Source organism: Serratia sp. PL7, from assembly GCF_945957435.1.
On record NZ_CAMFLB010000015.1, the window covers coordinates 18,633 to 43,695 of the forward strand.

Consider the following 25,063-nt stretch of genomic DNA (forward strand, 5'->3'; position numbering starts at 1 on the left):
TCCTTACGACTGCGGCGCAGCCTGCACCTGTTTCACAAAACGGTCGGTGACGTAAGCGCTGTAGTCGCTGTCGACCTGCGGGATCTTGCCCTGCTGCTTGAGGAATTCGGCGGTATCGCGGATTGCCTTGTCCACCGGCTGGCCGAGCTGGGCAACCTGATCGGCCACCGGCAGATAACGGTTCCCCTTCACCAGTTCCGGCACCTGCGCTTCCGGTACGCCGCTCAAGCGCGCCAAGGTGCTAAGATGGCTCGGATCTTTCAGCCACTGTTCCGGCGCCGTCAGGTAGGCCTTTTGCGCCTGCAGGGCGCTGGCGGCAAAGGCGGTCACCACGTCGGGATGTTTCTCGGCGAAGTCTTTGCGCACCACCCACACGTCCAGCGTCGGTGAACCCCATTCGCCCACCTGCGCGGAGTCGGTCAGCACCTTGCCCTGTTTGGCCAGTTCGTTGACCACCGGCGCCCAGACGTAGGCGCCGTCGATGTCGCCGCGCTGCCAGGCGGCGGCGATGGCCGGCGGCTGCAGATTGAGGATCTTCACCTGTTCAGGCTTGATGCCCCAATGTTTGAGCGAGGCCAGCAGGCTGTAATGGGTAGTGGAGATAAACGGCACCGCAATGCGCTTGCCGATCAGATCCTGCGGGCTTTTGATGTCATTCTTCACCACCAGCGCTTCAGAACTGCCGAGCTGCGAGGCGATGAGGAACACTTCGATGGGGAGTTTTTGGCTGGCGGCCACCGCCAGCGGGCTGGAGCCGATATTGCCGATCTGCACGTCGCCGGAGGCCAGCGCACGCAGCACGCTGGAGCCGCTGTCGAACTTACGCCAGTCGACGGTCGCACCGGACTGTTTGGCGAAGCTGTTTTCCGCCTGCGCCACCTTGGCCGGTTCTGCCGACGTCTGGTACGCCACGGTCACGTCCACCGCGTAGGCACTGGCCGCGCTGAGCGACAACGCCAGCAGCGCCACGTTACGTAAGGAAAAGAGTTTGCCCGCCATGTTCCGCTCCGTTGATAAAAATCTGTTCAGTTGCTGACAGTTTTATCTGAGCGATGACGGGCGATAAAAGAATAAAAAAGTCTTCTTTATTACCTTGAGTAATATAACCGCAGATTACAGCGCGATACTTCCGTGCAGGAACACATGAGCATAGCCGCCGAGCAGCGTGCGATCCCCTTGCAGTTCGCAGAACAGCTCGCCGCCGCGCGCCGAAATCTGCCGGGCGTGCAACCGATGGCGGCCGAGGCGCGCCGTCCAGTAAGGCATCAATGTGCAATGCGCGGAGCCGGTCACCGGATCCTCGCCGCCGTCGAGCGTGAAATAGCGCGAAACGAAGTCCACGGTGTCACCCGGCGCGGTGACGATCACCGCGCGGCCGGCCAATGCGATCAGCGCCGGGATGTCCGGGCGCAGCGCGCGCACCTGCGCCTCATTTTCCACCACCACCAGCAGCGCTTTCGCCTGCCACACTTCCTGCGGCTGCACGCCCAACAGCGCCGCGAGGCCCGCCGGTTCGGCGACTTTCTGCGGCGGCCTGGCGGGGAAATCAAGCACCAGCCGCTCCCCGTCCCGCTCATCGCGCTTGACGAACAGCTCGCCGCCGGCCGAACGGAAGCGAATATCCTTCAGCGCCGGGTTAACCGCGCTGAACATCACATGCGCCGCCGCCAGCGTGCCGTGGCCGCAAAGATCGACCTCACGCTCCGGGGTAAACCAGCGAATGGCGGTCATGTCGCCGTCATCCCAAACAAAGCTGGTTTCCGGCAGGCCGATCTCGTTGGCGATCGCCTGCAACCGCTCCGCCGGCAGCGGCTGCGTCAGCAGGCAAACCCCGGCCGGGTTGCCGCGCAGCCCTTTGCCGGTAAAAGCAACCACGTGATAATAATTTTCCGCCATCGTTCACTCCTTAATGCCAGATCAGTAACACACAGGCTGCGGTCAACAACCCCATGGAAACGTTGAAGATAACCCAGGCCTTTTTGCTGCGCAGCAGGCGGCCGATCAGGGTACCGAACGCCAGCCAGATAACGCCGGCGACGATGTTTACCGCCAAAATGCCCAGCGCGATCGCCGCGATGGAACCGTTGTACTTATCGCCCGCCAGGCTGAAGCTCGCCACCGCGCCCAGCGCCATCAGCCAGGCTTTCGGGTTGAGGAACTGCAGCAGCCAGCCCTGATACAGCCGCACCGGCTGCGGCGGCGCCACGTCGGTTTCCAGCTTTTCATAGGCGGCGGTGGCGACTTGCCACGCCAGCCACAGCAGGTACAAACTGCCGAGGATTTTCAGGATCAGGTGCAGCGACGGGTAAACCAGGATCAGGCTGCCGACGCCGAAGGCCACCAGCAGCAAAATGCTTTGCATGCCGAGCATGATGCCGATCATCAGCCACAGCGATCGCATAAAGCCGAAGTTAGCGCCGGAGGTGGTCAGCAGCAGGTTATTGGGGCCTGGCGTGATGGCGGCGACCCACAGGAAGCCCAGCATCGAAAGGAATAAACTCGGTTCCATGGCACGGGTGCTCCTCACCCAAGGCGCTTTTTTGCAGTATCATTGTTAATTCTTGGTATTGAAGCTAACAGTGCGCTAGGGATCTCACAATAGCCGCCCACAACATTTTACTCAGCCTATGCCTAACACCTTTCGCCCCCTGACCGGGGCCAGTAACCCGCACCTGCAAACGCTGTTGCCGCGGCTGGTGCGCCGCCGCGTGTTATTGAAACCGCATTGGCAACGGCTGGAATTGCCCGACGGCGACTTCGTCGATCTTGCCTGGAGCGAGGATCCGGCGCAGGCGCGCGATAAACCGCGCGCGGTGCTGTTCCACGGTCTGGAGGGCAGCTTCTACAGCCCCTACGCGCATGGCCTGCTCAACGCCTGGCGCGAACGTGGCTGGCTCGGGGTGGTGATGCACTTTCGCGGCTGCAGCGGCGTGCCCAACCGCAAACAGCGCATCTACCACTCCGGCGAAACCGAAGACGCGCGCTTCTTCCTGCGCTGGCTGCGCGACCGCTACGGCGAGGTGCCAACCGCGGCGGTAGGCGTTTCGCTCGGCGGCAACATGCTGGCCTGTTATCTGGCGCAGCAAGGCGCCGACAGCCTGCTGCAGGCGGCGGTGGTGGTCTCAGCGCCGCTGATGCTGGAACCCTGCGCCTACCGCATGGAGCAAGGCTTCTCCCGCGTCTATCAGCGCTATTTGCTGGGGCAACTGAAACAAAACGCCACCCGCAAACTGTTGCACTACCCGGACACCCTGCCGCTCAAGCTGTCACAGCTGAACGGTTTGCGGCGCATCCGCGAGTTCGACGACGCCATCACCTCGCGCATTCACGGCTTCAGCGACGCCACCGACTATTATCGCCGCTGCAGCGCTCTGCCGCTGTTGCCGGCGATCCAAACGCCGCTGCTGATCATCCATGCGAAGGACGATCCCTTCATGACCCATGAGGTGATCCCCGACGTCGCCGGCCTGCCGCGCAATATCGAATATCAGCTGACCGAGTTCGGCGGCCACGTCGGCTTCGTCGGCGGCACGCTGAAAAAACCGCACATGTGGCTGGAGCATCGCATTCCGGCCTGGCTTTCCCCTTATCTGGACATCCCGACGTGATCATTCCCTGGCAAGAACTGGCAACCGACACCCTGAACAGCCTGATCGAATCCTTTGTGCTGCGCGAAGGCACCGATTACGGCGAGCACGAACGATCGCTGGAACAGAAGGTGGAGGACGTGCGCCGCCAGCTGAAAAACGGCGAAGTGGTGCTGGTGTGGTCAGAACTGCATGAGAGCGTCAACATCATGCCGCGCGGCCAGTTCCGCGCCGGGCAGGAAGAAATTTAGTGGCGTTCGGTTCTATGACTGACGGAAAAAATCAGGTAACAATGGGACATTGCAAACCAGCGAGCGCCATTTTTTCCTGACATAGAGAGCGTCAACAAGAGCCACAATAATCCCCTGACGCCGGCGCATTCAACACGGAGTGACAACCACCATGTCTGCCAAACATCCCGTTATCGCGGTGACCGGTTCCAGCGGCGCCGGCACCACCACCACCAGCGTGGCGTTCCGCAAAATCTTCCAACAGCTCAACATTCGCGCCGCCGAACTGGAGGGCGACAGCTTCCACCGCTACACCCGGCCGGAAATGGACGCGGCGATCCGCAAGGCGCGCGATCTGGGCAGACACATCAGCTATTTCGGCCCCGAGGCCAACGACTTCGGCCTGCTGCAGCAGAGCTTTATCGAGTACGGCAAAAACGGCACCGGCCGTTCGCGCAAGTACCTGCACACCTACGACGAAGCGGTGCCCTACAATCAGGTGCCGGGCACCTTCACCCCATGGGAGCCGCTGCCGGCGCCGACCGACGTGCTGTTCTACGAGGGGCTGCACGGCGGTGTGGTCACCGAACACCATGACGTGGCCAGCCACGTCGATCTGCTGGTCGGCGTGGTGCCGATCGTCAACCTGGAGTGGATCCAGAAGCTGATCCGCGATACCGGCGAGCGCGGCCACTCCCGCGAGGCGGTGATGGATTCGGTGGTGCGTTCGATGGAAGATTACATCAACTACATCACGCCGCAGTTCTCGCGCACCCACATCAACTTCCAGCGCGTGCCGACGGTGGACACTTCCAACCCGTTCGCCGCCAAAGCCATTCCCTCACTGGATGAAAGCTTCGTGGTGATCCACTTCCGCGGGCTGGATCAGATTGACTTCCCCTATTTGCTGGCGATGCTGCAGGGCTCGTTTATCTCGCACATCAATACGTTAGTGGTGCCGGGCGGCAAGATGGGGCTGGCGATGGAGCTGATCATGGCGCCGCTGGTGCAGCGATTGCTGGAAGGCAAGAAGATCGAATAAATGCGTTGAGCGCGGCGGCGGGCCGCGCTCCGTCTCGATTACGCCGGTTGGCGGATCTCGAAACTGTGGGTCACCGTGGCGGCCTTGTTGAGCATCAGCGCCACCGAGCAGTATTTCTCCGCCGACAGGTTCACCGCACGCTCTACGATTTTGTCGGTCAGATCCTGACCGGTGACGATGAAGTGCAGATTGATATGGGTGAACAACCGCGGGGCTTCTGCACGGCGCTCGGAGGTCAGCTTCACCTCGCAGTCGCGCACGTCGTTGCGCCCTTTTTGCAGGATGGACACCACGTCAATCGCGCTGCAGCCGCCCACCGACATCAGCACCATCTCCATCGGGCTCGGCGCTTTATCGCCGGCGTTGCCGTCCATCAGCACCTGGTGGCCGGAGGCCGATTCACCCAAAAACGTTAACCCTTCCACCCACTTAACTCTTGCCTGCATTCTGGTCACTCCGGTTAATTTCTTAAAATCAGAGTACGCTTTCGCATAGAAACAGGCAACGTAACCTGATGCTAATCATGCTGAAGCGAGACAACACGAGACACCCGCCTTACTCTGTGCTACAAACAGAGCCGCAATAAATCTTTCCGGGACACTGAATTTCAGGGAAACGCCCAGAGAAAGGCTCCTTTACCGGTATGTTAACAGAATGTAGCTTGCAGCGCTTACGGCAAGTTAATATGCTAGAGCGACAGCGTATTTTTATGACACGCCTCAAAACTTGCCGGTAGCCCTCGCTCATGACTGCGGCTACAGGCGGGTTTTACAGGGAACTCTGACCCCTGTGACACAAGGCAGCGATAACAACAGAGGATAACAGCGAATGGTTCTCGGCAAACCGCAAACAGACCCTACTCTCGAATGGTTCCTGTCTCATTGCCATATCCACAAATATCCATCGAAGAGTACGCTGATTCACCAAGGTGAAAAGGCCGAAACGCTTTACTACATCGTGAAAGGCTCCGTCGCGGTGCTGATCAAGGATGAAGAAGGTAAAGAGATGATCCTGTCCTACCTCAACCAGGGGGATTTCATCGGCGAGCTCGGATTGTTCGAAGAAGGCCAGGAGCGCAGCGCCTGGGTTCGCGCGAAAACCGCCTGTGAAGTGGCCGAAATTTCCTACAAGAAATTCCGCCAGCTGATCCAGGTGAACCCGGACATCCTGATGCGCCTGTCCGCCCAAATGGCGAGCCGCCTGCAGGTTACCTCCGAAAAAGTGGGCAACCTCGCCTTCCTGGACGTGACCGGCCGCATCGCGCAAACCCTGCTGAATCTGGCGAAGCAACCCGACGCCATGACTCACCCGGACGGCATGCAGATCAAGATCACCCGTCAGGAGATCGGCCAGATCGTCGGCTGCTCGCGTGAAACCGTTGGCCGTATTCTGAAAATGCTGGAAGATCAAAACCTGATTTCCGCCCACGGCAAAACCATTGTCGTCTACGGCACCCGTTAATCCCTGAAGAAACGGCGCAATCTGCGCCGTTTTTTTGTCTGCTCTCTGCCATGTGGCGCCGCCTGATCTACCACCCGGAAATCAACTACGCACTGCGACAAACGCTGGTGTTGTGCCTACCGGTGCTGTTTGGCTTGTTGATAGGCCAGCTGCAGCTCGGCCTGATGTTCTCTCTGGTGCCCGCCTGCTGCAATATCGCCGGTCTGGACACGCCGCATAAGCGCTTCTTTAAACGGCTGATCGTCGGCGGCTCGCTGTTCGCCTTCAGCAGCGTGCTGTTGCAACAGGCACTGCTGTGGCACGTGCCGCTGCCGGCGCTGATGCTGGGCCTGGCGCTGCTGCTCGGCGTTACCGGCGAAATCAGCCCGCTGCACGCCCGGCTGTTGCCGGCGGCGCTGGTGGCCGCCATCTTCGCTCTCAGCACGGCCGGCACGGTGCCTGTCTGGCAGGCGCCGCTGCTGTACGCGATCGGCACCGTCTGGTACGGCTTATTCACCTGGTTCTGGTTCCGGCTGTGGAAAGAGCAACCGATGCGCGAGACGCTCAGCCAGCTCTATCTGGAACTGGCGGACTACTTCGAAGCCAAATACTCCCTGCTGACTCAGCACACCGATCCGCAGACCGCGCTGCCGCCACTGCTGGTGCGCCAGCAAAAGGTGATGGATCTGATCAGCCTGCTGTACCAACAGCTTAATTTCCTGCCGCACGCCAACAACCTCGATCAAAAGCGTCTGCAGCGCGCCTTTCAGGTGGCGATGGATCTGCAGGAGCACATCACCGTCAGCCTGCATCTGCCGGAGGAAGTGCAAAAACTGGTGGAGCAGAGCCAGGCCGAAGCGATCATTCGCCGCAACGCTCAGGTGATCGCCGGCCGGCTGCGCGTGGTGGCGCACGATATACTCTACCATCAACATTCGAAGCGCTTTTCCATGGCCCACGAGCTGGCGGCGCTGGAAAAAATGGCGGCGCAGCATCCCGATAACCCGGTCGGCCAGTTTTGTTATTACCACTTCAGCCGCATCGCCCGCCTGCTGCGCACCCAGCATCCGCTGTACCGCCGCGATCTGATGCCCGGCCAGCACCGCCTGCCGTTTTGGCCGGCGCTGGCCAGCTACCTGTCGTTCAAATCTACCGCCCTGCGCAACGCCGCGCGGCTGGGGGTGACGCTGGCGGTCGGCAGCAGTCTGGGGGCGGTGTTCAACCTGCCGAAGCCTTACTGGATCCTGCTCACCATCATGCTGGTGAGCCAAAACGGGTATAACGCCACCCGGGTGCGTATTCAGCACCGTGCGCTGGGCACGATTGCCGGGCTGTTGCTGGCGGCCGGGCTGCTGCAGCTGCAGTTACCGGAAGGCGAAACGCTGAGCATCATGCTGGTGATCACGCTGCTAGCCTACCTGGTTTCACGCAAGAACTACGGGCTATCGGTGATTGGCTTTACGGTGACGGCGGTTTACACCTTGCAGCTGCTGGCGCTGAACGGCTCGCATTTTCTGGTGCCTCGTCTGATTGATACCTTGATCGGCTGCGTGCTGGCGTTCGGCGGCACCATTTGGCTATGGCCGCAGTGGCAAAGCGGGCTGCTGCGCAAGAATGCCCATCAGGCACTGGAAAACGATCAAGCCGCGCTGCGGCTGATGCTGGAACAGCCGGAGCCGGACGCCACCGCGTTGGCCTATGCCCGCATGCAGGTCAACCAGGCGCACAACGCGCTGTTCACCTCGCTCAATCAGGCGATGCAGGAGCCGGGATTCGCGTCGAACTATCTGGCGGATATGCGTTTATGGGTCACTCACAGCCAGTTCATCGTCGAACACCTGAATGCCATGACCATTTTGGCGCGCGAGCACTACATGCTGACGCCGAAGCTGGCGGAAACGTATCTGCAAACCTGTGAAATTGCGCTGCAAAGCTGCCAGCAGCGGTTGGAATACGACGGGCCGAGCAGCGGCAACAGCGGCATCATGCAGCCGCCGGATCTGCATCCGGAGATGCCCGTCACCGAGATGGAGCGCCATCTGCGGCGCATTTTGTCGCACCTGAGCGTGATGCACACCATTTCGTCGCTGGCCTGGCGCCAGCGCCCGCACCACGGCATTTGGCTCAAGCGCAAACTGCGCGATCAATAAGGGCGCGGCATGCCGCGCCCCGTTATTCGCCGCACGGGCTTCAGGCGTTGATCACATCCTGCACCGCCAGCTCGAACAGCGCCATGCCGGCCTCGATGTCCTGCAGCTCCACCACCAGCGACGGCGCGAAACGGATCACGTTCGGCCCAGCGTTGAGGATCATCAGCCCACGCGCAGCGGCGGCGGTGAGAAAATCGCGTGCTCTGCCGTGATAATGCGGCGTCAGTTCGGCGCCGATCAGCAACCCCATGCCGCGAATGGCGGTGAAAACACCGTATTTATCGCCGATATGCTGCAAAGCCTGCACATACAACGCGTGACGCTGTTCGATGCCGCTCAGCACTTCCGGCGTATTGATCACATCCAACGCCGCCTCCGCCACCGCGCAGGCTAGCGGGTTGCCGCCGTAGGTGGTGCCGTGAGTGCCCACCTGCATCACCGACGCAATCTCTTCGGTAGTCAGCATGGCGCTGACCGGGAAACCGCCGCCCAGCGCCTTGGCGGTGGTGAGAATGTCCGGCGTCACGCCATAATGCATATAGGCGAACAGCTTGCCGCTGCGCCCCATGCCGCTTTGCACTTCGTCGAACACCAGCAGCGCCTGGTGTTGGTCGCACAGTTTGCGCACGCCTTTGAGGAAGTCGGCGTCGACCGGCGTAATGCCGCCCTCGCCCTGAATCGGCTCCATCACCACCGCGCAGGTGTGGTTGTCCATCACTGCTTTCACCGCCGCCAGATCGTTGAACGGCACGTGCACGATGTCGGCCGGCTTCGGCCCGAATCCGTCGGAGTATTTGGCCTGCCCGCCCACCGACACGGTGAACAGCGTGCGGCCGTGAAACGCGTTATAGAAGGCGATGATTTTGGTTTTGTACGGGCTGTGACGAGTAATGGTGTAATGGCGCGCCAGTTTGAACGCCGCCTCGTTGGCCTCTGCGCCGGAGTTGGCGAAGAACACCCGGTCGGCGAAGGTGGCGTCGATCAGTTTGCTTGCCAGGCGCAGCGCGGGCTCATTGGTGAAGACGTTGCTGGTATGCCACAGGGTTTCGCCCTGGCGTTTGAGCGCCTCGACCAGCGCCGGATGGCAATGCCCCAGCGCCGTCACCGCGATGCCGCCGGAAAAATCGATGTACTCTTTTCCCTGCTGATCCCAGACCCGGCTGCCTTGGCCGCGCACCGGCACAAACTGGGCAGGCGCATAAACAGGCAGGATCACCTGGTCAAAGGTACTGCGGCTCACTGCGGATTTTTCAGTCATTTTCGGCTCCACCCTGAAAGTTTTTCAGCGCTATCGTAATATCAGATTGAAAACATAATCACGAAATATGCATAAAAAACCAATCAAGCGCAAACGCAAAACGCCTGACGGGCGAAAAAAACGCACCGGAATTAACGCTTGAGGAAATTATCCAGCAGCTGGTGGCCCTGCTCGCTGAGCACGCTTTCCGGATGGAACTGCACGCCTTCCAGCGCCAAAGTGCGGTGGCGGATACCCATGATCTCGTCGCGCACGCCGTCGCGTTCACTCCAGGCGGTCACTTCAAAGCAGTCCGGCAGCGTATCGGCTTTCAGCACCAGCGAGTGATAGCGGGTCACGGTCAACGGATCGCTCAGGCCGCGAAACACGCCGACGCCCAGGTGACGGATCGCTGAGGTTTTGCCGTGCATCACCGCGCGGGCGCGCACCACCTCGGCGCCGAACGCCTGCCCCAGCGCCTGGTGCCCCAGGCACACGCCGAGGATCGGCAGCTTGCCGGCGAAATGACGAATGGCGGCCAGCGAGATACCCGCTTCGTTCGGGGTACAGGGGCCAGGGGAAATCACCAGATGCTGCGGCGCCAGCCGCGCGATATCGGCCAGCTGCAGCTCATCGTTGCGCTTCACCAGCACCTCGGCGCCCAATTCGCAGAAATACTGGTAAAGGTTATAGGTAAAGGAGTCGTAGTTATCGATCAGCAGCAGCATGTTAGATCCGGCAGAGAAAAACGCCGCCACAGTGTACTGATTTAACCCGCCGCTGCCGACGATAATTTCCGCTTACTTTTTGCGGCCGCCGGTGATCGACCCCAGCACGCCGCGCAGGATCTGGCGGCCGAGATCGCGCGCCATGCTCTTGGCGGCGGTCTGGACAATACCGTCGCGCTTGCCGCCGCGCGGGCCAGTAGAGCCGAACAGCAGCTCGTTCAAACCGTCCATCAGGCCGCCGCCCGCCTGCTGTTGCTGCGCTTGCGGTTGCTGCCCTTGCTGCGGGGTGCCGACGGTGGCGAAGCCGCCCGACGACAGCTTCTCGTAGGCGGACTCGCGGTCGATCATATCCTCATAGCGACCATACAGCGGCGATTTGTTGATCGCGCTGTTCAGCCCTTCCGCACCGAGCATGCCCATTTTGGACTCCGGCGCAATGACCATCGCCCGCTCCACCACGTTCGGGCGGCCCTTCTCGTCGAGGAATGACACCAGCGCTTCGCCCACGCCCAGCTCGGTGATCGCCGTTTCGGCATCGAAGGCCGGATTGGCGCGCAGGGTTTGCGCCGCCGTCTTCACCGCCTTCTGATCGCGCGGGGTAAAGGCGCGCAGCGCATGCTGCACGCGGTTGCCCAGTTGGCCGAGCACGCTGTCCGGGATGTCCAGCGGGTTCTGGGTGACAAAGTAAATGCCGACGCCTTTGGAACGGATCAGACGCACCACCTGTTCAATCTTGGTCAGCAGCGCCGCCGGCGCATCGTTGAACAACAGGTGCGCCTCATCGAAGAAGAACACCAGCTTCGGCTGTTCGGGATCGCCCACTTCCGGCAGGTGCTCAAACAGCTCGGCCAGCAGCCACAGCAGGAACACCGAATACAGCTTCGGCTGATTGATCAGCTTGTCAGCCGCCAGCAGGTTGATCACGCCATGGCCGTTGGCGTCAGTTTTCATCAGATCGTTGATGTCCAGCATCGGCTCGCCGAAGAACTGGTTGGCGCCCTGTTCTTCCAGCGTCAACAACCCACGCTGGATGGCACCGACCGACGCGGCAGAGATATTGCCGTACTGGGTCTGGAATTGTTTGGCGTTGTCGCCGACGAACTGCACCATGGCGCGCAGGTCTTTCATGTCCAGCAACAGCAGCGCGTTGTCATCGGCAATTTTGAACACCAGCTGCAGCACGCCGCTTTGCACCTCGTTCAGATCCAACAGGCGCCCCAGCAGCAGCGGCCCGAGATCGGAAATCGTGGCGCGGATCGGGTGGCCCTTCTCGCCGTAAATATCCCACGGGATAATGGTGCAGGCCTGCGGCTGCCAGTCGGTGACGCCGATCGCCGCCAGGCGCGCCTGCAGTTTCTCGGAAGGCACACCCTCGGCGCCGATGCCGGACAAATCGCCTTTCACGTCCGACAGGAACACCGGCACGCCAATGCGCGAGAACTGCTCGGCCATTTTTTGCAGCGTCACCGTCTTACCGGTGCCGGTTGCCCCGGTGATCAGCCCGTGGCGGTTGGCCAACGCCGGCAAAATCACCAGATCCTGCTCCGGTTTTCCGTCTTTCATCGCCTTGGCGATAATCCGTGGTTCACTCATTTTCTGTTCCTTTGACGCTGACGCGGCGCGAAACGCGCCTGTTGATGCAATAAAGCTATAAGCGCCGCGTAAACCCGTCAAGGACAAACAAAATGGGCGCCGTCGGGACGCCCATGATGCCTGTCTTTTCAGAATCCCCCTAAGACCTGCATCACCCCCGCAGCCCCAGTTGCTCCTTCAGCGCTTTCAAATAGCGCCGGCTGACCGGCACCGGATCGCCGGCGGACATGATCATCTCCGCCGCGCCGCCTTCTTCGAAGCGGATCTCGCGCACCTGCTCCAGGTTGACCAAATACTGCCGATGGCAGCGCACCAGCGGCGTACGGCTTTCCAGCGTGCGCAGCGTCAATTCGGTGAAACACTCCATGCCGTCGCTGCGCACCACGAATACCCCGCTCAGTTTGGAACGGATCGCCAACACCTCGTCAAACCGCAGCAGATAGATGCGGCTGTGGCCGGTGCAGGGAATGTATTTCAGGTAACCGGCGCTCTCATCCAGCGCCGTCACGTCCTGCGGCGCACTGCGCTGCCGCAGGCGTTGCAGCGTCTTGCTCAGCCGCTTCGGCTCCGCCGGCTTCAGCAGATAGTCGAAGGCGTGCTCCTCGAACGCCTGCACCGCGTATTCGTCGTAGGCGGTCAGAAACACGATGTGCGGCATGCGGTTGGGATCCAGCATGCCGACCATTTCCAGCCCGCTGATGCGCGGCATTTGGATATCGAGAAACACCACGTCCGGCTGCAGCCGGTGGATCTGGCTGATGGCTTCGATGGCGTTGGCGCATTCGCCGATGATCGTGATCCCCGCTTCGGCCTCCAGCAGATGGCGCAGGTTGTCGCGCGCGGAAGGCTCATCGTCAACAATCAGTGCGTTTAACATCAGGCGGCCCTCTCCATGGGAACATTGAGCGTAATGCGGGTATAGGCGTCCGGCCGGCAATCCACCCGCACGCCATAGCCTTCGCCGTAGCGCACGCGAATGCGCTTATCCACCAGGTTCATCCCCAGCCCGCTGCAGTTCGGCTTCGGCTGGAACAGCCCGGCATTGTCCGTCACCTGCAGCAGCAGATGCTCGCCTTCGCAGCAGGCGCCGATTTCGATGCGGCCCACACCCAACAGATGCGAGGTGCCGTGCTTGATGGCGTTCTCGACGATCGGCTGCAGCGAAAACGCCGGCAGCCGCGCCGCCAGCAGCGCCTCCGGCAGCGATACCGCGATCTCCAGCCGATCGGCGAAGCGCGCTTTCTCAATCTGCAGGTAGGCGTTCACATGCTCAATCTCGTCCGCCAGGCTGACTTCATCATCCGAACGTTTGAGGTTTTTACGAAAGAAAGTCGAGAGGGACTGCACCAGATCGCAGGCGCGTTCGCCATCGCGGCGGATCACCGCCACCAGCGTATTTAACGCATTGAACAGGAAATGCGGATTGACCTGCGCATGCAACAGCTTGATCTCCGACTGCGCCAGCAGCTGCTTGTGGCGCTCGTACTGTCCGGCCATGATCTGCGCCGACAGCAGGCTGGCGATGCCTTCGCCCAGCGTGCGGTTGATGGTGCTGAACAGCTGGCTTTTCGGTTCGTACAGCTTGATGGTGCCGATGACCCGCTGGTTTTCGCCGCGCAGCGGGATCACCAGCGTCGATCCCAGCTTGCAGGCCGGATTGATCGAGCAGCAGTAAGAGAGCTGATTGCCGTCGGCGTACACCACCTCGTTGTTGTCGATGGCGCGATGCGAATGCACCGAGGCGATCGGCGTGCCCGGCAGGTGGTGATCGTCGCCGATGCCGATAAACGCCAGCAGCTTGTCACGATCGGTGATCGCCACTGCACCGATACCCAGCTCCTGATAAATCACCCGGGCGACCTTCATGCTGTTTTCTTGATCGAAGCCCTGGCGCAGGATGCCCTCGGTGCGCTCGGCGATCTTCAGCGCCTTGGAAGAGAAAGCGCTGGTGTATTTCTCAAACATCGCGCGCCGATCCAGCAGGATTTGCATGAACATCGCCGCACCGACGGTATTGGCGATCATCATCGGCAGCGCGATGTGCTCTACCAGCTGCAACGCTTCGTCGTAGGGGCGCGCCACCGCGAGGATGATCGCCATCTGCAGCACTTCCGCCACCAGCGCCACGCCGCCGACGAACAGCGGATTGAACAGCAGCTCGATGCGCCCGCGGCGCATGGCGATGCTGTGTACGATGCCGCCGACCAGGCCTTCCGACACCGTGGAAATCGCGCAGGCCACGTCGGTCATGCCGCCGAGCGTATACCGGTGCAGGCCGCCGGTCAGCCCGACCAGAAAGCCCACCGACGGCCCGCCCAGCAGCCCGCCCAGGACCGCGCCTATCGCGCGGGTGTTGGCGATCGAATCCTGAATGTGCAGCCCAAAATAGGTGCCCATGATGCAGAACACCGAGAAGATCACGTAGCACAGCAGCTTGTGCGGCAGGCGAATAGTCACCTGCATCAGCGGGATAAACAGCGGGGTTTTGCTCAGCAGATAGGCGATGACGAGATAGACGCACATCTGCTGCAACAGCAACAGCACCTGGTTAAATTCATACATGGCAGCAACTCATCCAGAGACAACAAAGGGCGAACGCCGGATTTCCGGTCTGGTTATTGTCTGCCGATTAGAGCATGGGGCACGGGAGAAAACAGTGATGAAGGCAAGGCTTCGTGAGGAAGGACGGCCGACCCCGGCGGGATCGGCCAAAAAACTTACGGCAACACCTTGGCCGACAGAATCACCACCGGTTTGGTCGGCACATTCTGGTAAGGGCCGACGTTACCGGTCGGCACCTGAGCGATCTTGTCCACGACGTCCATGCCTTTCACCACTTTGCCGAACACGGCGTAGCCGAAATCGCGCTGGCCGTGATCCAGGAAGGCGTTATCCGCCACGTTCAGGAAGAACTGGCTGGTGGCGCTGTCCTTGTCGGCGGTGCGCGCCATCGAAATGGTGCCGCGCAGGTTGCGCAAGCCGTTGTCGGCTTCGTTCTTGATTGGCGCCTTGGTGGATTTCTGCTGCATGTCAGCGGTGAAACCGCCGCCCTGAACCATAAAGCCCGGGATCACGCGATGGAAAATGGTGTTGTTGTAGTACCCGCTGTTCACGTAATCGACGAAATTCTGGGTGGAAACCGGTGCCTTCTGACTGTCGAGCGCCAACTCGATATTCCCTGCCGAGGTGGTCAGCATGACGTGGGTTTCACCGGCAGCGAGCGCCGCTGGCGCCATCGCTGTCAGGGAACACAGCGCGACGAAGGTCACTAAAGTACGTTTGAACATTAACGGGTCCTTTCTCTGAGAGACAAACAACGGAAAAGCGCTTTGATTCTAAAGAGCTGTATCGGCAAGTACCAGCCATTTACCTATATTTACCCAATTACGGGACATATCCTAGGCGGCCCTGAATTTTGCTGCGGAAAGTATGGGCGCAGAAGGCTTTTTTGCCAACCGCGTCACGCATTTTTTGCCCAGCGCCGCCCCGGGGCGTTTTTTGCGATCTACCTCCCAGTTTGCACACCCGTTGCCGTTACCCTATATAAATGAGAGCGCTCTCATTATAAAAAGAACGGATACTGAGGTATCCCACGGCGGCGTTGCCGCGCAACCCCTGGAGAAATGACGTGAGTGAATTGATGACTGAAGTCAGCCCCGAGTTTGAAAGCACCATCATGGAACTGCTGGTGTTCTCCGGCAGCGCGCGCAGTAATGCGTTGATGGCGTTGCGGCAAGCGCGCGCCGGTGACTTCGCCGCCGCGGCCAAACACATGGTCGAATCCAAAGAGTGGGTGAAGAAGGCGCACCTGATCCAGACCGAGCTGATCGGCCTGGACGAAGGCTGCGGCAAGCTGGCGATCAACCTGATCACCGTGCATGCGCAGGATCATCTGATGAACGCCATGGTCATCCAGGATCTGGCCGACGACATGATCGAGCTCTATCGCCGTCAGTCACAGACGGAGGGCCGCTCATGAACACGCTCAAAATCGCGGTGATTGGCGGTGGCAGCAGCTACACTCCCGAACTGGTCGATGGGCTGATCCAACGCATCGATGAGCTGCCGGTCACCGAACTGGCGCTGGTGGACGTCGAGCCAGGCCGCCAAAAAGTGGAAACCATCGCCGCCCTGACCCGCCGCATGCTGGCGCGCCACGGGCTGGAACAGGTGAAGGTCAGCGTGCACTTCGCGCTGGACGACGCCATTCACGGCGCCGCTTTCGTGCTGACCCAGTTCCGCGTCGGGCAACTTCCGGCGCGCGCCGCCGATGAACGGCTGGGCCTGAAATACCAGCTGCTCGGCCAGGAGACCACCGGCGTCGGCGGCTTCGCCAAGGCGCTGCGCACCATTCCGGTGATGTTGGATATCGCCCGTCGGGTGGAAAAGCTGGCGCCGGACGCCTGGATCATCAACTTCACCAACCCGGCCGGCATCGTCACCGAGGCGGTGTCCCGCTTTACCAAAGCGAAGATCATCGGCCTGTGTAACGTACCGATCAGCATGCATCACATGATCGCCAACATGCTGCAGGCGCCTTACGCCGACGTGCAGCTGCGGTTCGCCGGTTTGAATCACATGGTCTGGGTGCATCAGGTCACGCAGCAGGGGCGCGACGTCACCGGCAACGTGATCGACATGCTGTGCGACGGCGCGGCGCTGACCATGAACAACATCAAGGAAGAGCCCTGGCAGCCGGACTTCCTGCGCGCGCTCGGCGCCATCCCCTGCCCGTACCACCGCTATTTTTACCAGACCCGCGAGATGCTGGCGGAAGAGATGGCTGCCGCCGGCGAGCGCGGCACCCGCGCCGAGCAGGTGATGCAGGTAGAAAAAGAGCTGTTCGAGCTGTATGCCGATCCGCAGTTGAACAGTAAACCGGAGCAACTCAGCTTCCGCGGCGGTTCTTTCTATTCCGAAGTTGCGCTGGAGCTGATCCGTGCTATCCATAATAATCTCGGCACGCAATTAGTGGTCAACACCGCAAACCGCGGCGCAATCCATGGCCTGCCGGACGATGCTGTGATAGAAATCAACTGTATCGTCGATGCCCAGGGCGCGCATCCGCTGACGTTCGGCCCGCTGTCGGAACCGATGCAGGCGCTGACGCAGCAGGTAAAAGCCTACGAGCGCCTGACCATCGAGGCGGCAGTGCACGGCGATCGCCGCAGCGGCTTGCTGGCGCTGATCGCCAACCCGCTGGTGGGCAACGCCAACCTGGCACAGCCGTTGCTGGACGAGGTGTTGACGATAAACGCGCCGTACTTGCCGCAGTTCAGGTAAGCGCCGGCGCGGTATGACAGGGGTTCGGCACGCCGAACCCATTTTTTTAGCCGTAATCAGGAGTTGGACGATGGTGACACTGGAAGATGTCGCGGCGCTGGCGGGCGTATCGCGCGCCACCGTATCGCGGGTAGTGAACGGCGACAGCAACGTCAAGGCGCCGACCCGCGAGAAGGTTGAACGCGCCGTCGCCCAGCTCGGTTATACCCCCAACCCGGCGGCCCGTGCACTCGCCTCCAGCCACAGCAATACCCTCGGGTTGGTCACGACGTCGTACCGCGGTGGCTTCTTCGGCGCGCTGATGGACTTCGTTCAGACCGAGGCCGAATCCCACGGCAAGCAGCTGCTGGTGACCCAGGGCCGCAACAGTGCCGAAAACGAATGGCAGGCGGTGCAGCGACTGTTCAGCCTGCGCTGCGACGGCGTGATCCTGCACGTGCGTTTTCTCAGCGACGATCGGCTGCGCCAGCTGGCGGCGGAGCAACGTGATTTCGTGTTGCTCGATCGTCTGGTGCCGGGGCTGGAAGACCGCTGCGTCACCTTCGATCACCCGCTTGCCAGCCGCATGGCGACGCAGCAGTTACTCGACGCCGGGCACCGGCGCATCGCCTGCATCAGCGGCCCGCGCGAGCGCCCGTCGAGCCGCCTGCGGCTGCAAGGATTTGAAGAGGCTATGCAGGCGGCGAATATCGAGCCGGTAGCCTGTCTGGAGGGCGTCTACGATCTGGAAAGCGGTTACCGCTGCGCCGATCATCTGCTGCAGCAAACCGCACTGCCCAGCGCCATCTACTGCTGCAACGAAGAGATGGCGATCGGCGCGCTGCTGGCGATCAACGAGCACCGCCTGCGGGTACCGCAGGATATCTCCTTGATCTGTTACGACAGCGGCGAACGCGCACCTTTCGTGCGCCCGGCGTTGAGCAGCGTACATTTTCCCATCAGCGAAATGGCCCAATACGCGGCGCGCAGGCTGATCGACCCTGCCACACCGGCGCACCGGTTTGAGCCGACGATCATCAACCGTGATTCCATTGTGACGGTACGCAAATAGATCACAATAATGCGTATCATCCCTTCATGGGTTGCATCAAAAAATCGACAGCCATCACAAAAAATCCCGTTGTCTGTGCTAGGATCCGCCCCCTGGTGGCCTGATCGGGACTTTTTTCTGCGTTTGCCAGGAAAAGCCAGCGGCCTTATGCCAGCTTTAAAACCTCTAACAGACATATTCAGGCCTATACAATGAATGACAGTAACCGCATACGGCTTACCTGGATCAGCTTCTTTTCGTACGCGCTGACCGGTGCTTTAGTGATCGTCACAGGGATGGTGATGGGAAACATTGCAGAGTACTTTAATCTGCCGGTTTCCAGCATGAGTAACACCTTTACTTTCCTCAACGCCGGTATTTTGATTTCGATCTTCCTCAATGCCTGGCTGATGGAAATCATCCCGCTGAAGCGTCAGTTGATCTTCGGCTTTGTCCTGATGGTGCTGGCAGTCGCAGGGCTGATGCTCGGCAAGAGCCTGACCATGTTCTCGCTGTGCATGTTTATCCTCGGCGTGGTGAGCGGCATCACCATGTCGATCGGCACCTTCCTGATCACCCACATGTATGCCGGCCGCCAGCGCGGTTCGCGCCTGTTGTTCACCGATTCCTTCTTCAGCATGGCCGGGATGATCTTCCCGATCGTCGCCGCGATGCTGCTGGCCCGCCATATCGGCTGGTACTGGGTTTATGCCTGCATCGGCCTGCTGTACGTGGGGATCTTCGTGCTGACCCTGTGCTCCGACTTCCCGGTGCTGGGCAAGAAAGGCGCCGATGCCGGTCAACCAGTCGAGAAAGAAAAATGGGGCATCGGCGTGCTGTTCCTATCGATCGCCGCGCTGTGCTACATCCTCGGCCAGTTGGGCTTCATTCAGTGGGTGCCTGAGTACGCCACCAAGTCGTTCAACATGGACATCGGCCAGGCCGGTAAGCTGGTGAGCGACTTCTGGACCTCTTATATGGTTGGCATGTGGGTGTTCAGCTTCATCCTGCGCTTCTTCGATCTGCAACGCATCGTCACCGTGCTGGCCGCGCTGGCTACCGGCGCGATGTACCTGTTCGTCAGCACTGACAATCCGGAGCACCTGGGCTACTACATCATGGCCCTGGGCTTCGTTTCCAGCGCCATCTACACCACGCTGATCACCCTCGGCTCGCTGCAGACCAAGGTCTCCTCGCCGAAGCTGGTCAACTTTATCCTGACCTGCGGTACCATCGGCACCATGCTGACCTTCGTGGTCACCGGCCCGATCGTGGCGAAAGGCGGCGCGCATGCGGCGCTGACCACCGCTAACGGCCTGTATCTGGCGGTGTTCGTGATGTGTCTGCTGCTGGGCTTCGTGACCAAGCACCGCAGCCACGGTCACGTGACGCACTGATTTCTTCGCATCAAATACATCAAGGGCGCCCGCAAGGCGCCCTTTTTTTGCGCCTTAGCGCCGAAAATCCACCGTCTCCTCCTGCTGCAAATGCAGCGTGGTTTCCGCCGGCCGCGTTTCGGCGATCACCGCACCCTGGCGAATCGAATAACGTACCGGCGTCTGGCGACGCACCGCGTCGAAGCCGCTTTCCGCCGGCAGGATCACCAGGTTGGCGCTGTTGCCGGCCGCCAGGCCGTAGTCGCTCAGGTTAAGCGTGCGCGCGCTATGGTGGGTGATCAGCTTCAGTCCGTCGTCGATTTGGCCATAGCCCATCAGCTGGCACACGTGCAGCCCCATGTGCAGCACCTGCAGCATGTTGGCGGTGCCGAGCGGGTACCAAGGATCGAACACGTCGTCATGGCCGAAACAGACGTTGATCTCCGCCTCCAGCATCTCCTTCACTCGGGTCACGCCGCGCCGTTTCGGGTAACTGTCGAAACGGCCCTGCAGGTGAATGTTCACCAGCGGATTGGCGACGAAGTTGATGCCGGACATCTTCAACAGACGGAACAGCCGCGAGGCGTAAGCGCCGTTGTAAGAGTGCATCGCCGTGGTGTGGCTGGCGGTGACTTTCGCTCCCATCTCCAGCTTCAGTGCCAGCGCCGCCACGGTCTCGACGAAGCGCGATTGCTCGTCGTCGATTTCATCGCAGTGCACGTCCACCAGCCGATCGTATTTTTGCGCCAGCGCGAACGCCTTATGCAGCGACTCCACGCCGTACTCGCGGGTGAATTCGAAGTGCGGAATGGCACCCACCACGTCGGCCCCAAGCCGCAACGCTTCTTCAAGCAACGCTTCGCCGTTGGGGTAGGAAAGGATCCCCTCCTGCGGGAAGGCGACAATCTGCAGCGTCACCCAAGGCGCCACTTCCTGCTTCACCTCCAGCATGGCGCGCAGCGCGGTCAGCGTGGGATCGGAAACGTCGACGTGGGTGCGCACATACTGCACGCCGTTGGCGATCTGCCACTTAAGCGTTTGCCAGGCGCGCTGTTTGACGTCTTCATGAGTCAGCAGCGCTTTGCGTTCAGCCCAGCGCTCAATGCCCTCGAACAGCGTGCCGGACTGGTTCCAGGCCGGCTGACCGGCGGTCTGCGTGGTATCCAGGTGGATATGCGGTTCGACGAACGCCGGCAACGCCAACCCGCCCTGCGCATCCAGCACGTCGCTGCGCCACTCCTGTCCTTCCGGCTGTGGCACCAGATGCGCGATGCGCCCCTGCTCGATTGCCAGTTGCCACAATCCTTCATGCCCGCTTAAACGCAGGTTGTCGATAAACTTCAATGGACGTTTCGCCACCCTTCACCTCTGCCGTTGCGCTGGTTTTCTTCATCATACTGGCAGCGGATCGCGCTGACAAAGTCGCCGTGCCATGCCTACCCCTTGCGTTTACTCCCTGCGGGGTAATTTACCTGCAAACTGACTCGCTTCAGCTAAAGATGAATAAAATCCGCAACTTATCAAAAAACGTGAAAAATCATTTATATACCACATTGGAGGTATATAGGAGTGTGATTGATTTGCATCAATAAATTGCTCATCGGGAGGGATAAGGTAACCCTAGGAAACCAGAATTTTGAGGCAATAATGAGCAGAGTCAAACTTGCCGTCGTCGGCAATGGCATGGTCGGCCACCGGTTCATCGAAGATCTGTTGGATAAAGCAGACAAAGACCAGTTCGAAATCACCGTATTTTGCGAAGAGCCGCGTATCGCTTACGATCGCGTGCACCTCTCTTCCTACTTCTCTCACCACACCGCCGAAGAGCTGTCGCTGGTGCGCGAAGGCTTTTACGAAAAACACGGCGTAAAGGTACTGGTCGGCGAACGCGCTATCACCATCAATCGTGACGAGAAGGTGATCCACTCCAACACCGGCCGCACCGTCTATTACGACAAGCTAATCATGGCAACCGGTTCCTATCCGTGGATCCCGCCGATTAAAGGCTCGGATAGCCAGGACTGCTTCGTTTACCGCACCATCGAAGACCTGAATGCCATCGAAGCCTGCGCGCGCCGCAGCAAACGCGGCGCGGTGGTCGGCGGCGGGCTGTTGGGGCTGGAAGCCGCCGGCGCGCTGAAAAGCCTGGGGGTGGAAACGCACGTGATCGAGTTCGCTCCGATGCTGATGGCCGAACAGCTCGACCCGATGGGCGGTGACCAGCTGCGCCGTAAGATCGAGCGCATGGGCGTCAAGGTACACACCGGCAAAAATACCCAGGAGATCGTCAACGGCGGCGGCACGGCGCGCAAAACCATGCATTTCGCCGACGGCAGCCTGCTGGAAGTGGATTTCATCGTGTTCTCCACCGGCATCCGCGCCCAGGACAAGCTGGCGCGCCAGTGCGGGCTGGAGATCGGCCGCCGCGGCGGCATCGCCATCAACGACAGCTGCCAGACGTCGGATCCGGACGTGTACGCCATCGGTGAGTGCGCCGCCTGGCGCGATCGCACCTTCGGTCTGGTGGCCCCGGGGTACAAAATGGCGCAGGTGGCCGTCGATCGCCTGCTGGGCCGCGAAAACGGCTTCCAGGGCGCCGACATGAGCGCCAAGCTGAAGCTGCTGGGCGTGGACGTCGGCGGCATCGGCGATGCACACGGCCGCACCGAAGGCGCCCGCAGCTACGTTTATCTGGATGAAAGCAAAGAAGTCTACAAACGCATCGTGGTCAGCGCCGACAATAAAATCCTGCTCGGCGCAGTGCTGGTGGGCGACACCAGCGACTACGGCAACCTGCTGCAGCTGGCGTTGAACGGCATCGAGCTGCCGGAGAACCCGGACGGCCTGATCCTGCCGGCCCATGCGGGCAGCAAACCAGCCATCGGCGTGGACTCGCTGCCGGAAAGCGCGCAGATCTGCTCCTGCTTCGACGTCAGCAAAGGTGACATCATCCAGGCGGTCAACAAAGGCTGCCACACCGTGGCGGCGCTGAAGGCCGAAACCAAGGCCGGCACCGGCTGCGGCGGCTGCATCCCGCTGCTCACCCAGGTACTGAACGCCGAGCTGAGCAAGCAAGGCATCGAGGTCAACCACCACCTGTGCGAACACTTCGCCTATTCACGCCAGGAGCTGTTCCACCTGATCCGCGTCGAAGGCATCAAGTCGTTCGAGGCATTGCTGGCCAAATACGGCAAAGGCTACGGCTGCGAAGTGTGTAAACCGACCGTCGGCTCGCTGCTGGCCTCATGCTGGAACGAGTACATCCTCAAGCCGCAGCATACGCCGCTGCAGGATACCAACGACAACTTCCTCGGCAATATCCAAAAAGACGGCACCTACTCGGTGATCCCACGCTCCGCCGGCGGCGAAATCACCCCGGACGGCCTGCTGGCCATCGGCCAGATCGCCAAGGAGTACAACCTCTACACCAAAATGACCGGCTCGCAGCGTATCGGCATGTTCGGGGCGCAGAAAGACGATCTGCCGGCCATCTGGAGCAAGCTGCTCGCCGCCGGCTTTGAAACCGGCCACGCGTACGCCAAGGCGCTACGCATGGCGAAAACCTGCGTCGGCAGCACCTGGTGCCGCTACGGCGTCGGCGACAGCGTCGGCTTCGGCGTCACGCTGGAACATCGCTACAAAGGCATCCGCACCCCGCACAAAATGAAGTTCGGCGTCTCGGGCTGCACCCGCGAATGCGCCGAAGCGCAGGGCAAGGACGTCGGCATCATTGCCACCGAGAACGGCTGGAACCTGTACGTCTGCGGCAACGGCGGCATGAAACCGCGCCACGCCGACCTGCTGGCCGCCGATCTCGATCGCGAGACCCTGGTGCGCTACCTCGACCGCTTCATGATGTTCTATATCCGCACCGCCGATAAGCTGCAGCGTACCTCGGTATGGCTGGAGAGCCTGGAAGGTGGCATCGATTACCTGCGCAAGGTGATCGTCGACGATAAGCTCGGCATCAACGAGCAGTTGGAAGCGGAGATCGCCCGCCTGCGCGACGCGGTGGTCTGCGAGTGGAAAGAGACCGTCGAGCATCCGGAAACGCAGCTTCGCTTCGCTCACTTCATCAACAGCCCGCTGCGCGATCCGAATGTGCAGGTAGTGGCCGAACGCGACCAGCACCGCCCGGCGCGCCCTGATGAGCGCATTCCCGTCACCCTGATCGATACCGAGGAGAGCCACGCATGAGCCAGTGGATTACCGTTTGTCCCGTCGCCGACATTCTGCCCGGCACCGGCGTGTGCGCCCTGATCGGCGATCGGCAGGTGGCGGTGTTCCGCCCCTATGCCGACGAACAGGTGTTCGCCATCAGCAATATCGACCCGTTCGCCCAGGCCAGCGTGCTGTCACGCGGGCTGATCGCCGAGCATCAAGGCGAACTGTGGGTCGCCAGCCCGCTGAAGAAACAGCATTTCCGCCTGTACGACGGCCACTGTCTGGAAGATGACAGCCGTTCCGTCGCCAGCTTCACCAGCCGGGTGGTCGACGGCATCGTGCAAGTCGCGGCATAACCTTTCGGGAGGCAACATGTTTACCGACACGATCAACAAATGCGCCGCCAACGCGGCGCGCATCGTCCGCCTGGCGAAGGAGAGCCCGCTCGGCTTCTGGATCAGCTCGGCGATGGCGGGCGCCTACGTCGGCCTCGGCATCATCCTGATCTTCACCCTCGGCAACCTGGCCGACCCAAGCGTGCGGCCGCTGGTGATGGGCGCCACCTTCGGCATCGCGCTGACGCTGGTGATCATCGCCGGTTCCGAACTGTTCACCGGCCATACGATGTTCCTGACGCTCGGCGTCAAGGCCGGCACCATCCGCCAAAGCCAGATGTGGGCAGTGCTGCCGCAAACCTGGTTCGGCAACCTGCTCGGCTCGGTGCTGGTGGCGCTGATGTATTACTACGGCGGCGGTAGCCTGCTGCCGGTGGATACCAGTCTGGTGCACAGCGCCGCATTGGCAAAAACCACCGCGCCGGCCGAGGTGCTGTTCTTCAAGGGCGTGCTGTGCAACTGGCTGGTTTGCCTGGCGATCTGGATGGCGATCCGCGTAGAAGGCGCCGCCAAGTTCATCGCCATTTGGTGGTGTCTGCTGGCCTTTATCGCCTCGGGTTACGAACACTCCGTCGCCAACATGACGCTGTTTGCCCTCTCCTGGTTCGGCAACCACAGCGAGGCCTACACCCTCGCCGGCATCGGCCACAACCTGCTGTGGGTGACGCTGGGCAACATCCTCTCCGGCTCGGTGCTAATGGGTCTGGGGTATTGGTACGCCACGCCGCGCGCCGAACGCCCGCAGGCGGCGAAAGCCGCCGTACGTCAGACCGCCTAAGTTTTCGGGGGCGCATTTCGCCCCCACATT

23 protein-coding genes are annotated in these 25,063 nt (G+C 60.9%); 12 read left to right on the forward strand and 11 right to left on the reverse strand.

All coding sequences use genetic code 11. The annotated features are described in order from the left end of the window. Positions 1–3 precede the first annotated feature (3 nt). From tauA to N6G83_RS36530, 3 genes are all read right to left on the reverse strand, one after another. Positions 4–999 carry a taurine ABC transporter substrate-binding protein gene (gene tauA / locus N6G83_RS36520; RefSeq protein WP_025304512.1) on the reverse strand — a complete coding sequence of 332 codons (996 nt, stop codon included), beginning with the start codon at positions 997–999 and terminating at the stop codon, positions 4–6. A 114-nt stretch (positions 1,000–1,113) separates the two neighbouring features. Beyond that, complete coding sequence (locus tag N6G83_RS36525; RefSeq protein ID WP_260516203.1) at positions 1,114–1,896, reverse strand: PhzF family phenazine biosynthesis protein; 783 nt, start codon at positions 1,894–1,896, stop codon at positions 1,114–1,116. A 10-nt stretch (positions 1,897–1,906) separates the two neighbouring features. Continuing rightward, positions 1,907–2,509 carry a LysE family translocator gene (locus N6G83_RS36530; RefSeq protein WP_260516204.1) on the reverse strand — a complete coding sequence of 201 codons (603 nt, stop codon included), beginning with the start codon at positions 2,507–2,509 and terminating at the stop codon, positions 1,907–1,909. A 118-nt stretch (positions 2,510–2,627) separates the two neighbouring features. Here N6G83_RS36530 and N6G83_RS36535 point away from each other — a divergent pair, with 118 nt between their 5' ends. The 3 genes from N6G83_RS36535 (at position 2,628) to N6G83_RS36545 (ending at position 4,859) form a co-directional block, all read left to right on the forward strand. Continuing rightward, a complete protein-coding gene (locus N6G83_RS36535) occupies positions 2,628–3,608 on the forward strand; it encodes a hydrolase (protein ID WP_025304515.1) in 981 nt (326 codons plus the stop codon). After that, entirely contained in the window at positions 3,605–3,838 is a 234-nt protein-coding gene (locus N6G83_RS36540; RefSeq protein ID WP_004930376.1) for a YheU family protein, read from the forward strand. The genes N6G83_RS36535 and N6G83_RS36540 overlap by 4 nt, the downstream gene beginning before the upstream one ends. Positions 3,839–3,989: 151 nt before the next feature. After that, positions 3,990–4,859, forward strand: a complete 870-nt coding sequence (locus tag N6G83_RS36545) for a phosphoribulokinase (protein WP_025304516.1) — start codon at positions 3,990–3,992, stop codon at positions 4,857–4,859. 38 nt (positions 4,860–4,897) lie between these two features. On the opposite strand, the gene N6G83_RS36550 is transcribed toward N6G83_RS36545, so the two are convergent. Beyond that, entirely contained in the window at positions 4,898–5,305 is a 408-nt protein-coding gene (locus tag N6G83_RS36550) for an OsmC family protein (RefSeq protein WP_025304517.1), read from the reverse strand. 382 nt (positions 5,306–5,687) lie between these two features. Here N6G83_RS36550 and crp point away from each other — a divergent pair, with 382 nt between their 5' ends. Together crp and N6G83_RS36560 are read left to right on the forward strand one after the other, a co-directional pair. After that, positions 5,688–6,320: a cAMP-activated global transcriptional regulator CRP gene (crp, locus tag N6G83_RS36555; RefSeq protein ID WP_004090925.1), complete on the forward strand. Its 633-nt coding sequence runs from the start codon at positions 5,688–5,690 to the stop codon at positions 6,318–6,320. 50 nt (positions 6,321–6,370) lie between these two features. Next, the gene (locus N6G83_RS36560; RefSeq protein WP_260516205.1) at positions 6,371–8,449 is read left to right on the forward strand and encodes a YccS/YhfK family putative transporter; all 2,079 of its coding nucleotides are present in this window, start codon (positions 6,371–6,373) and stop codon (positions 8,447–8,449) included. 40 nt (positions 8,450–8,489) lie between these two features. Here the strand turns inward: N6G83_RS36560 and N6G83_RS36565 are convergent, their stop codons facing one another. The 6 genes from N6G83_RS36565 to ppiA all read right to left on the reverse strand — a co-directional run bounded on the left by N6G83_RS36565 (position 8,490) and on the right by ppiA (position 15,294). Then, positions 8,490–9,707, reverse strand: a complete 1,218-nt coding sequence (locus tag N6G83_RS36565) for an aspartate aminotransferase family protein (RefSeq protein ID WP_260516206.1) — start codon at positions 9,705–9,707, stop codon at positions 8,490–8,492. Between the two features lie 131 nt (positions 9,708–9,838). After that, a complete protein-coding gene (locus N6G83_RS36570) occupies positions 9,839–10,414 on the reverse strand; it encodes an aminodeoxychorismate synthase component II (protein WP_141972208.1) in 576 nt (191 codons plus the stop codon). Between the two features lie 72 nt (positions 10,415–10,486). After that, entirely contained in the window at positions 10,487–12,007 is a 1,521-nt protein-coding gene (locus N6G83_RS36575; protein ID WP_260516207.1) for a DUF853 domain-containing protein, read from the reverse strand. A 151-nt stretch (positions 12,008–12,158) separates the two neighbouring features. Next, positions 12,159–12,884 carry a two-component system response regulator BtsR gene (gene btsR / locus N6G83_RS36580; RefSeq protein WP_025304522.1) on the reverse strand — a complete coding sequence of 242 codons (726 nt, stop codon included), beginning with the start codon at positions 12,882–12,884 and terminating at the stop codon, positions 12,159–12,161. Further along, a complete protein-coding gene (locus N6G83_RS36585) occupies positions 12,884–14,569 on the reverse strand; it encodes a sensor histidine kinase (RefSeq protein ID WP_043138870.1) in 1,686 nt (561 codons plus the stop codon). Before N6G83_RS36585 ends, btsR begins: the two co-directional genes overlap by 1 nt. A gap of 155 nt (positions 14,570–14,724) precedes the next feature. Beyond that, complete coding sequence (gene ppiA / locus N6G83_RS36590) at positions 14,725–15,294, reverse strand: peptidylprolyl isomerase A (RefSeq protein WP_025304524.1); 570 nt, start codon at positions 15,292–15,294, stop codon at positions 14,725–14,727. Positions 15,295–15,647: 353 nt separating this feature from the next. On the opposite strand from ppiA, the gene N6G83_RS36595 reads away from it, so the two are divergent. The 4 genes from N6G83_RS36595 (at position 15,648) to tsgA (ending at position 19,717) form a co-directional block, all read left to right on the forward strand. Continuing rightward, positions 15,648–15,986, forward strand: a complete 339-nt coding sequence (locus N6G83_RS36595) for a PTS lactose/cellobiose transporter subunit IIA (protein WP_025304525.1) — start codon at positions 15,648–15,650, stop codon at positions 15,984–15,986. Continuing rightward, positions 15,983–17,290 (forward strand): 6-phospho-beta-glucosidase, encoded by a 1,308-nt coding sequence (locus N6G83_RS36600; protein ID WP_025304526.1) that lies wholly within the window; start codon positions 15,983–15,985, stop codon positions 17,288–17,290. The genes N6G83_RS36595 and N6G83_RS36600 overlap by 4 nt, the downstream gene beginning before the upstream one ends. 70 nt (positions 17,291–17,360) lie before the next feature. Then, complete coding sequence (locus N6G83_RS36605) at positions 17,361–18,341, forward strand: LacI family DNA-binding transcriptional regulator (protein ID WP_025304527.1); 981 nt, start codon at positions 17,361–17,363, stop codon at positions 18,339–18,341. A gap of 191 nt (positions 18,342–18,532) precedes the next feature. Further along, entirely contained in the window at positions 18,533–19,717 is a 1,185-nt protein-coding gene (gene tsgA / locus N6G83_RS36610; protein ID WP_025304528.1) for an MFS transporter TsgA, read from the forward strand. A 54-nt stretch (positions 19,718–19,771) separates the two neighbouring features. On the opposite strand, the gene N6G83_RS36615 is transcribed toward tsgA, so the two are convergent. Continuing rightward, positions 19,772–21,040 carry a cytosine deaminase gene (locus N6G83_RS36615; protein ID WP_038629982.1) on the reverse strand — a complete coding sequence of 423 codons (1,269 nt, stop codon included), beginning with the start codon at positions 21,038–21,040 and terminating at the stop codon, positions 19,772–19,774. Between the two features lie 303 nt (positions 21,041–21,343). On the opposite strand from N6G83_RS36615, the gene nirB reads away from it, so the two are divergent. Genes nirB through nirC form a run of 3 tightly spaced genes read left to right on the forward strand, consistent with a single transcriptional unit; the run spans position 21,344 to position 25,033 of the window. Next, a complete protein-coding gene (gene nirB, locus N6G83_RS36620) occupies positions 21,344–23,893 on the forward strand; it encodes a nitrite reductase large subunit NirB (protein WP_169541280.1) in 2,550 nt (849 codons plus the stop codon). After that, entirely contained in the window at positions 23,890–24,216 is a 327-nt protein-coding gene (nirD, locus tag N6G83_RS36625; RefSeq protein WP_038878129.1) for a nitrite reductase small subunit NirD, read from the forward strand. Before nirB ends, nirD begins: the two co-directional genes overlap by 4 nt. Before the next feature lie 16 nt (positions 24,217–24,232). Further along, on the forward strand, positions 24,233–25,033 hold the full coding sequence (gene nirC / locus N6G83_RS36630; RefSeq protein WP_043138885.1) for a nitrite transporter NirC: 801 nt from the start codon (positions 24,233–24,235) through the stop codon (positions 25,031–25,033). The last annotated feature ends 30 nt before the right edge of the window (positions 25,034–25,063 follow it).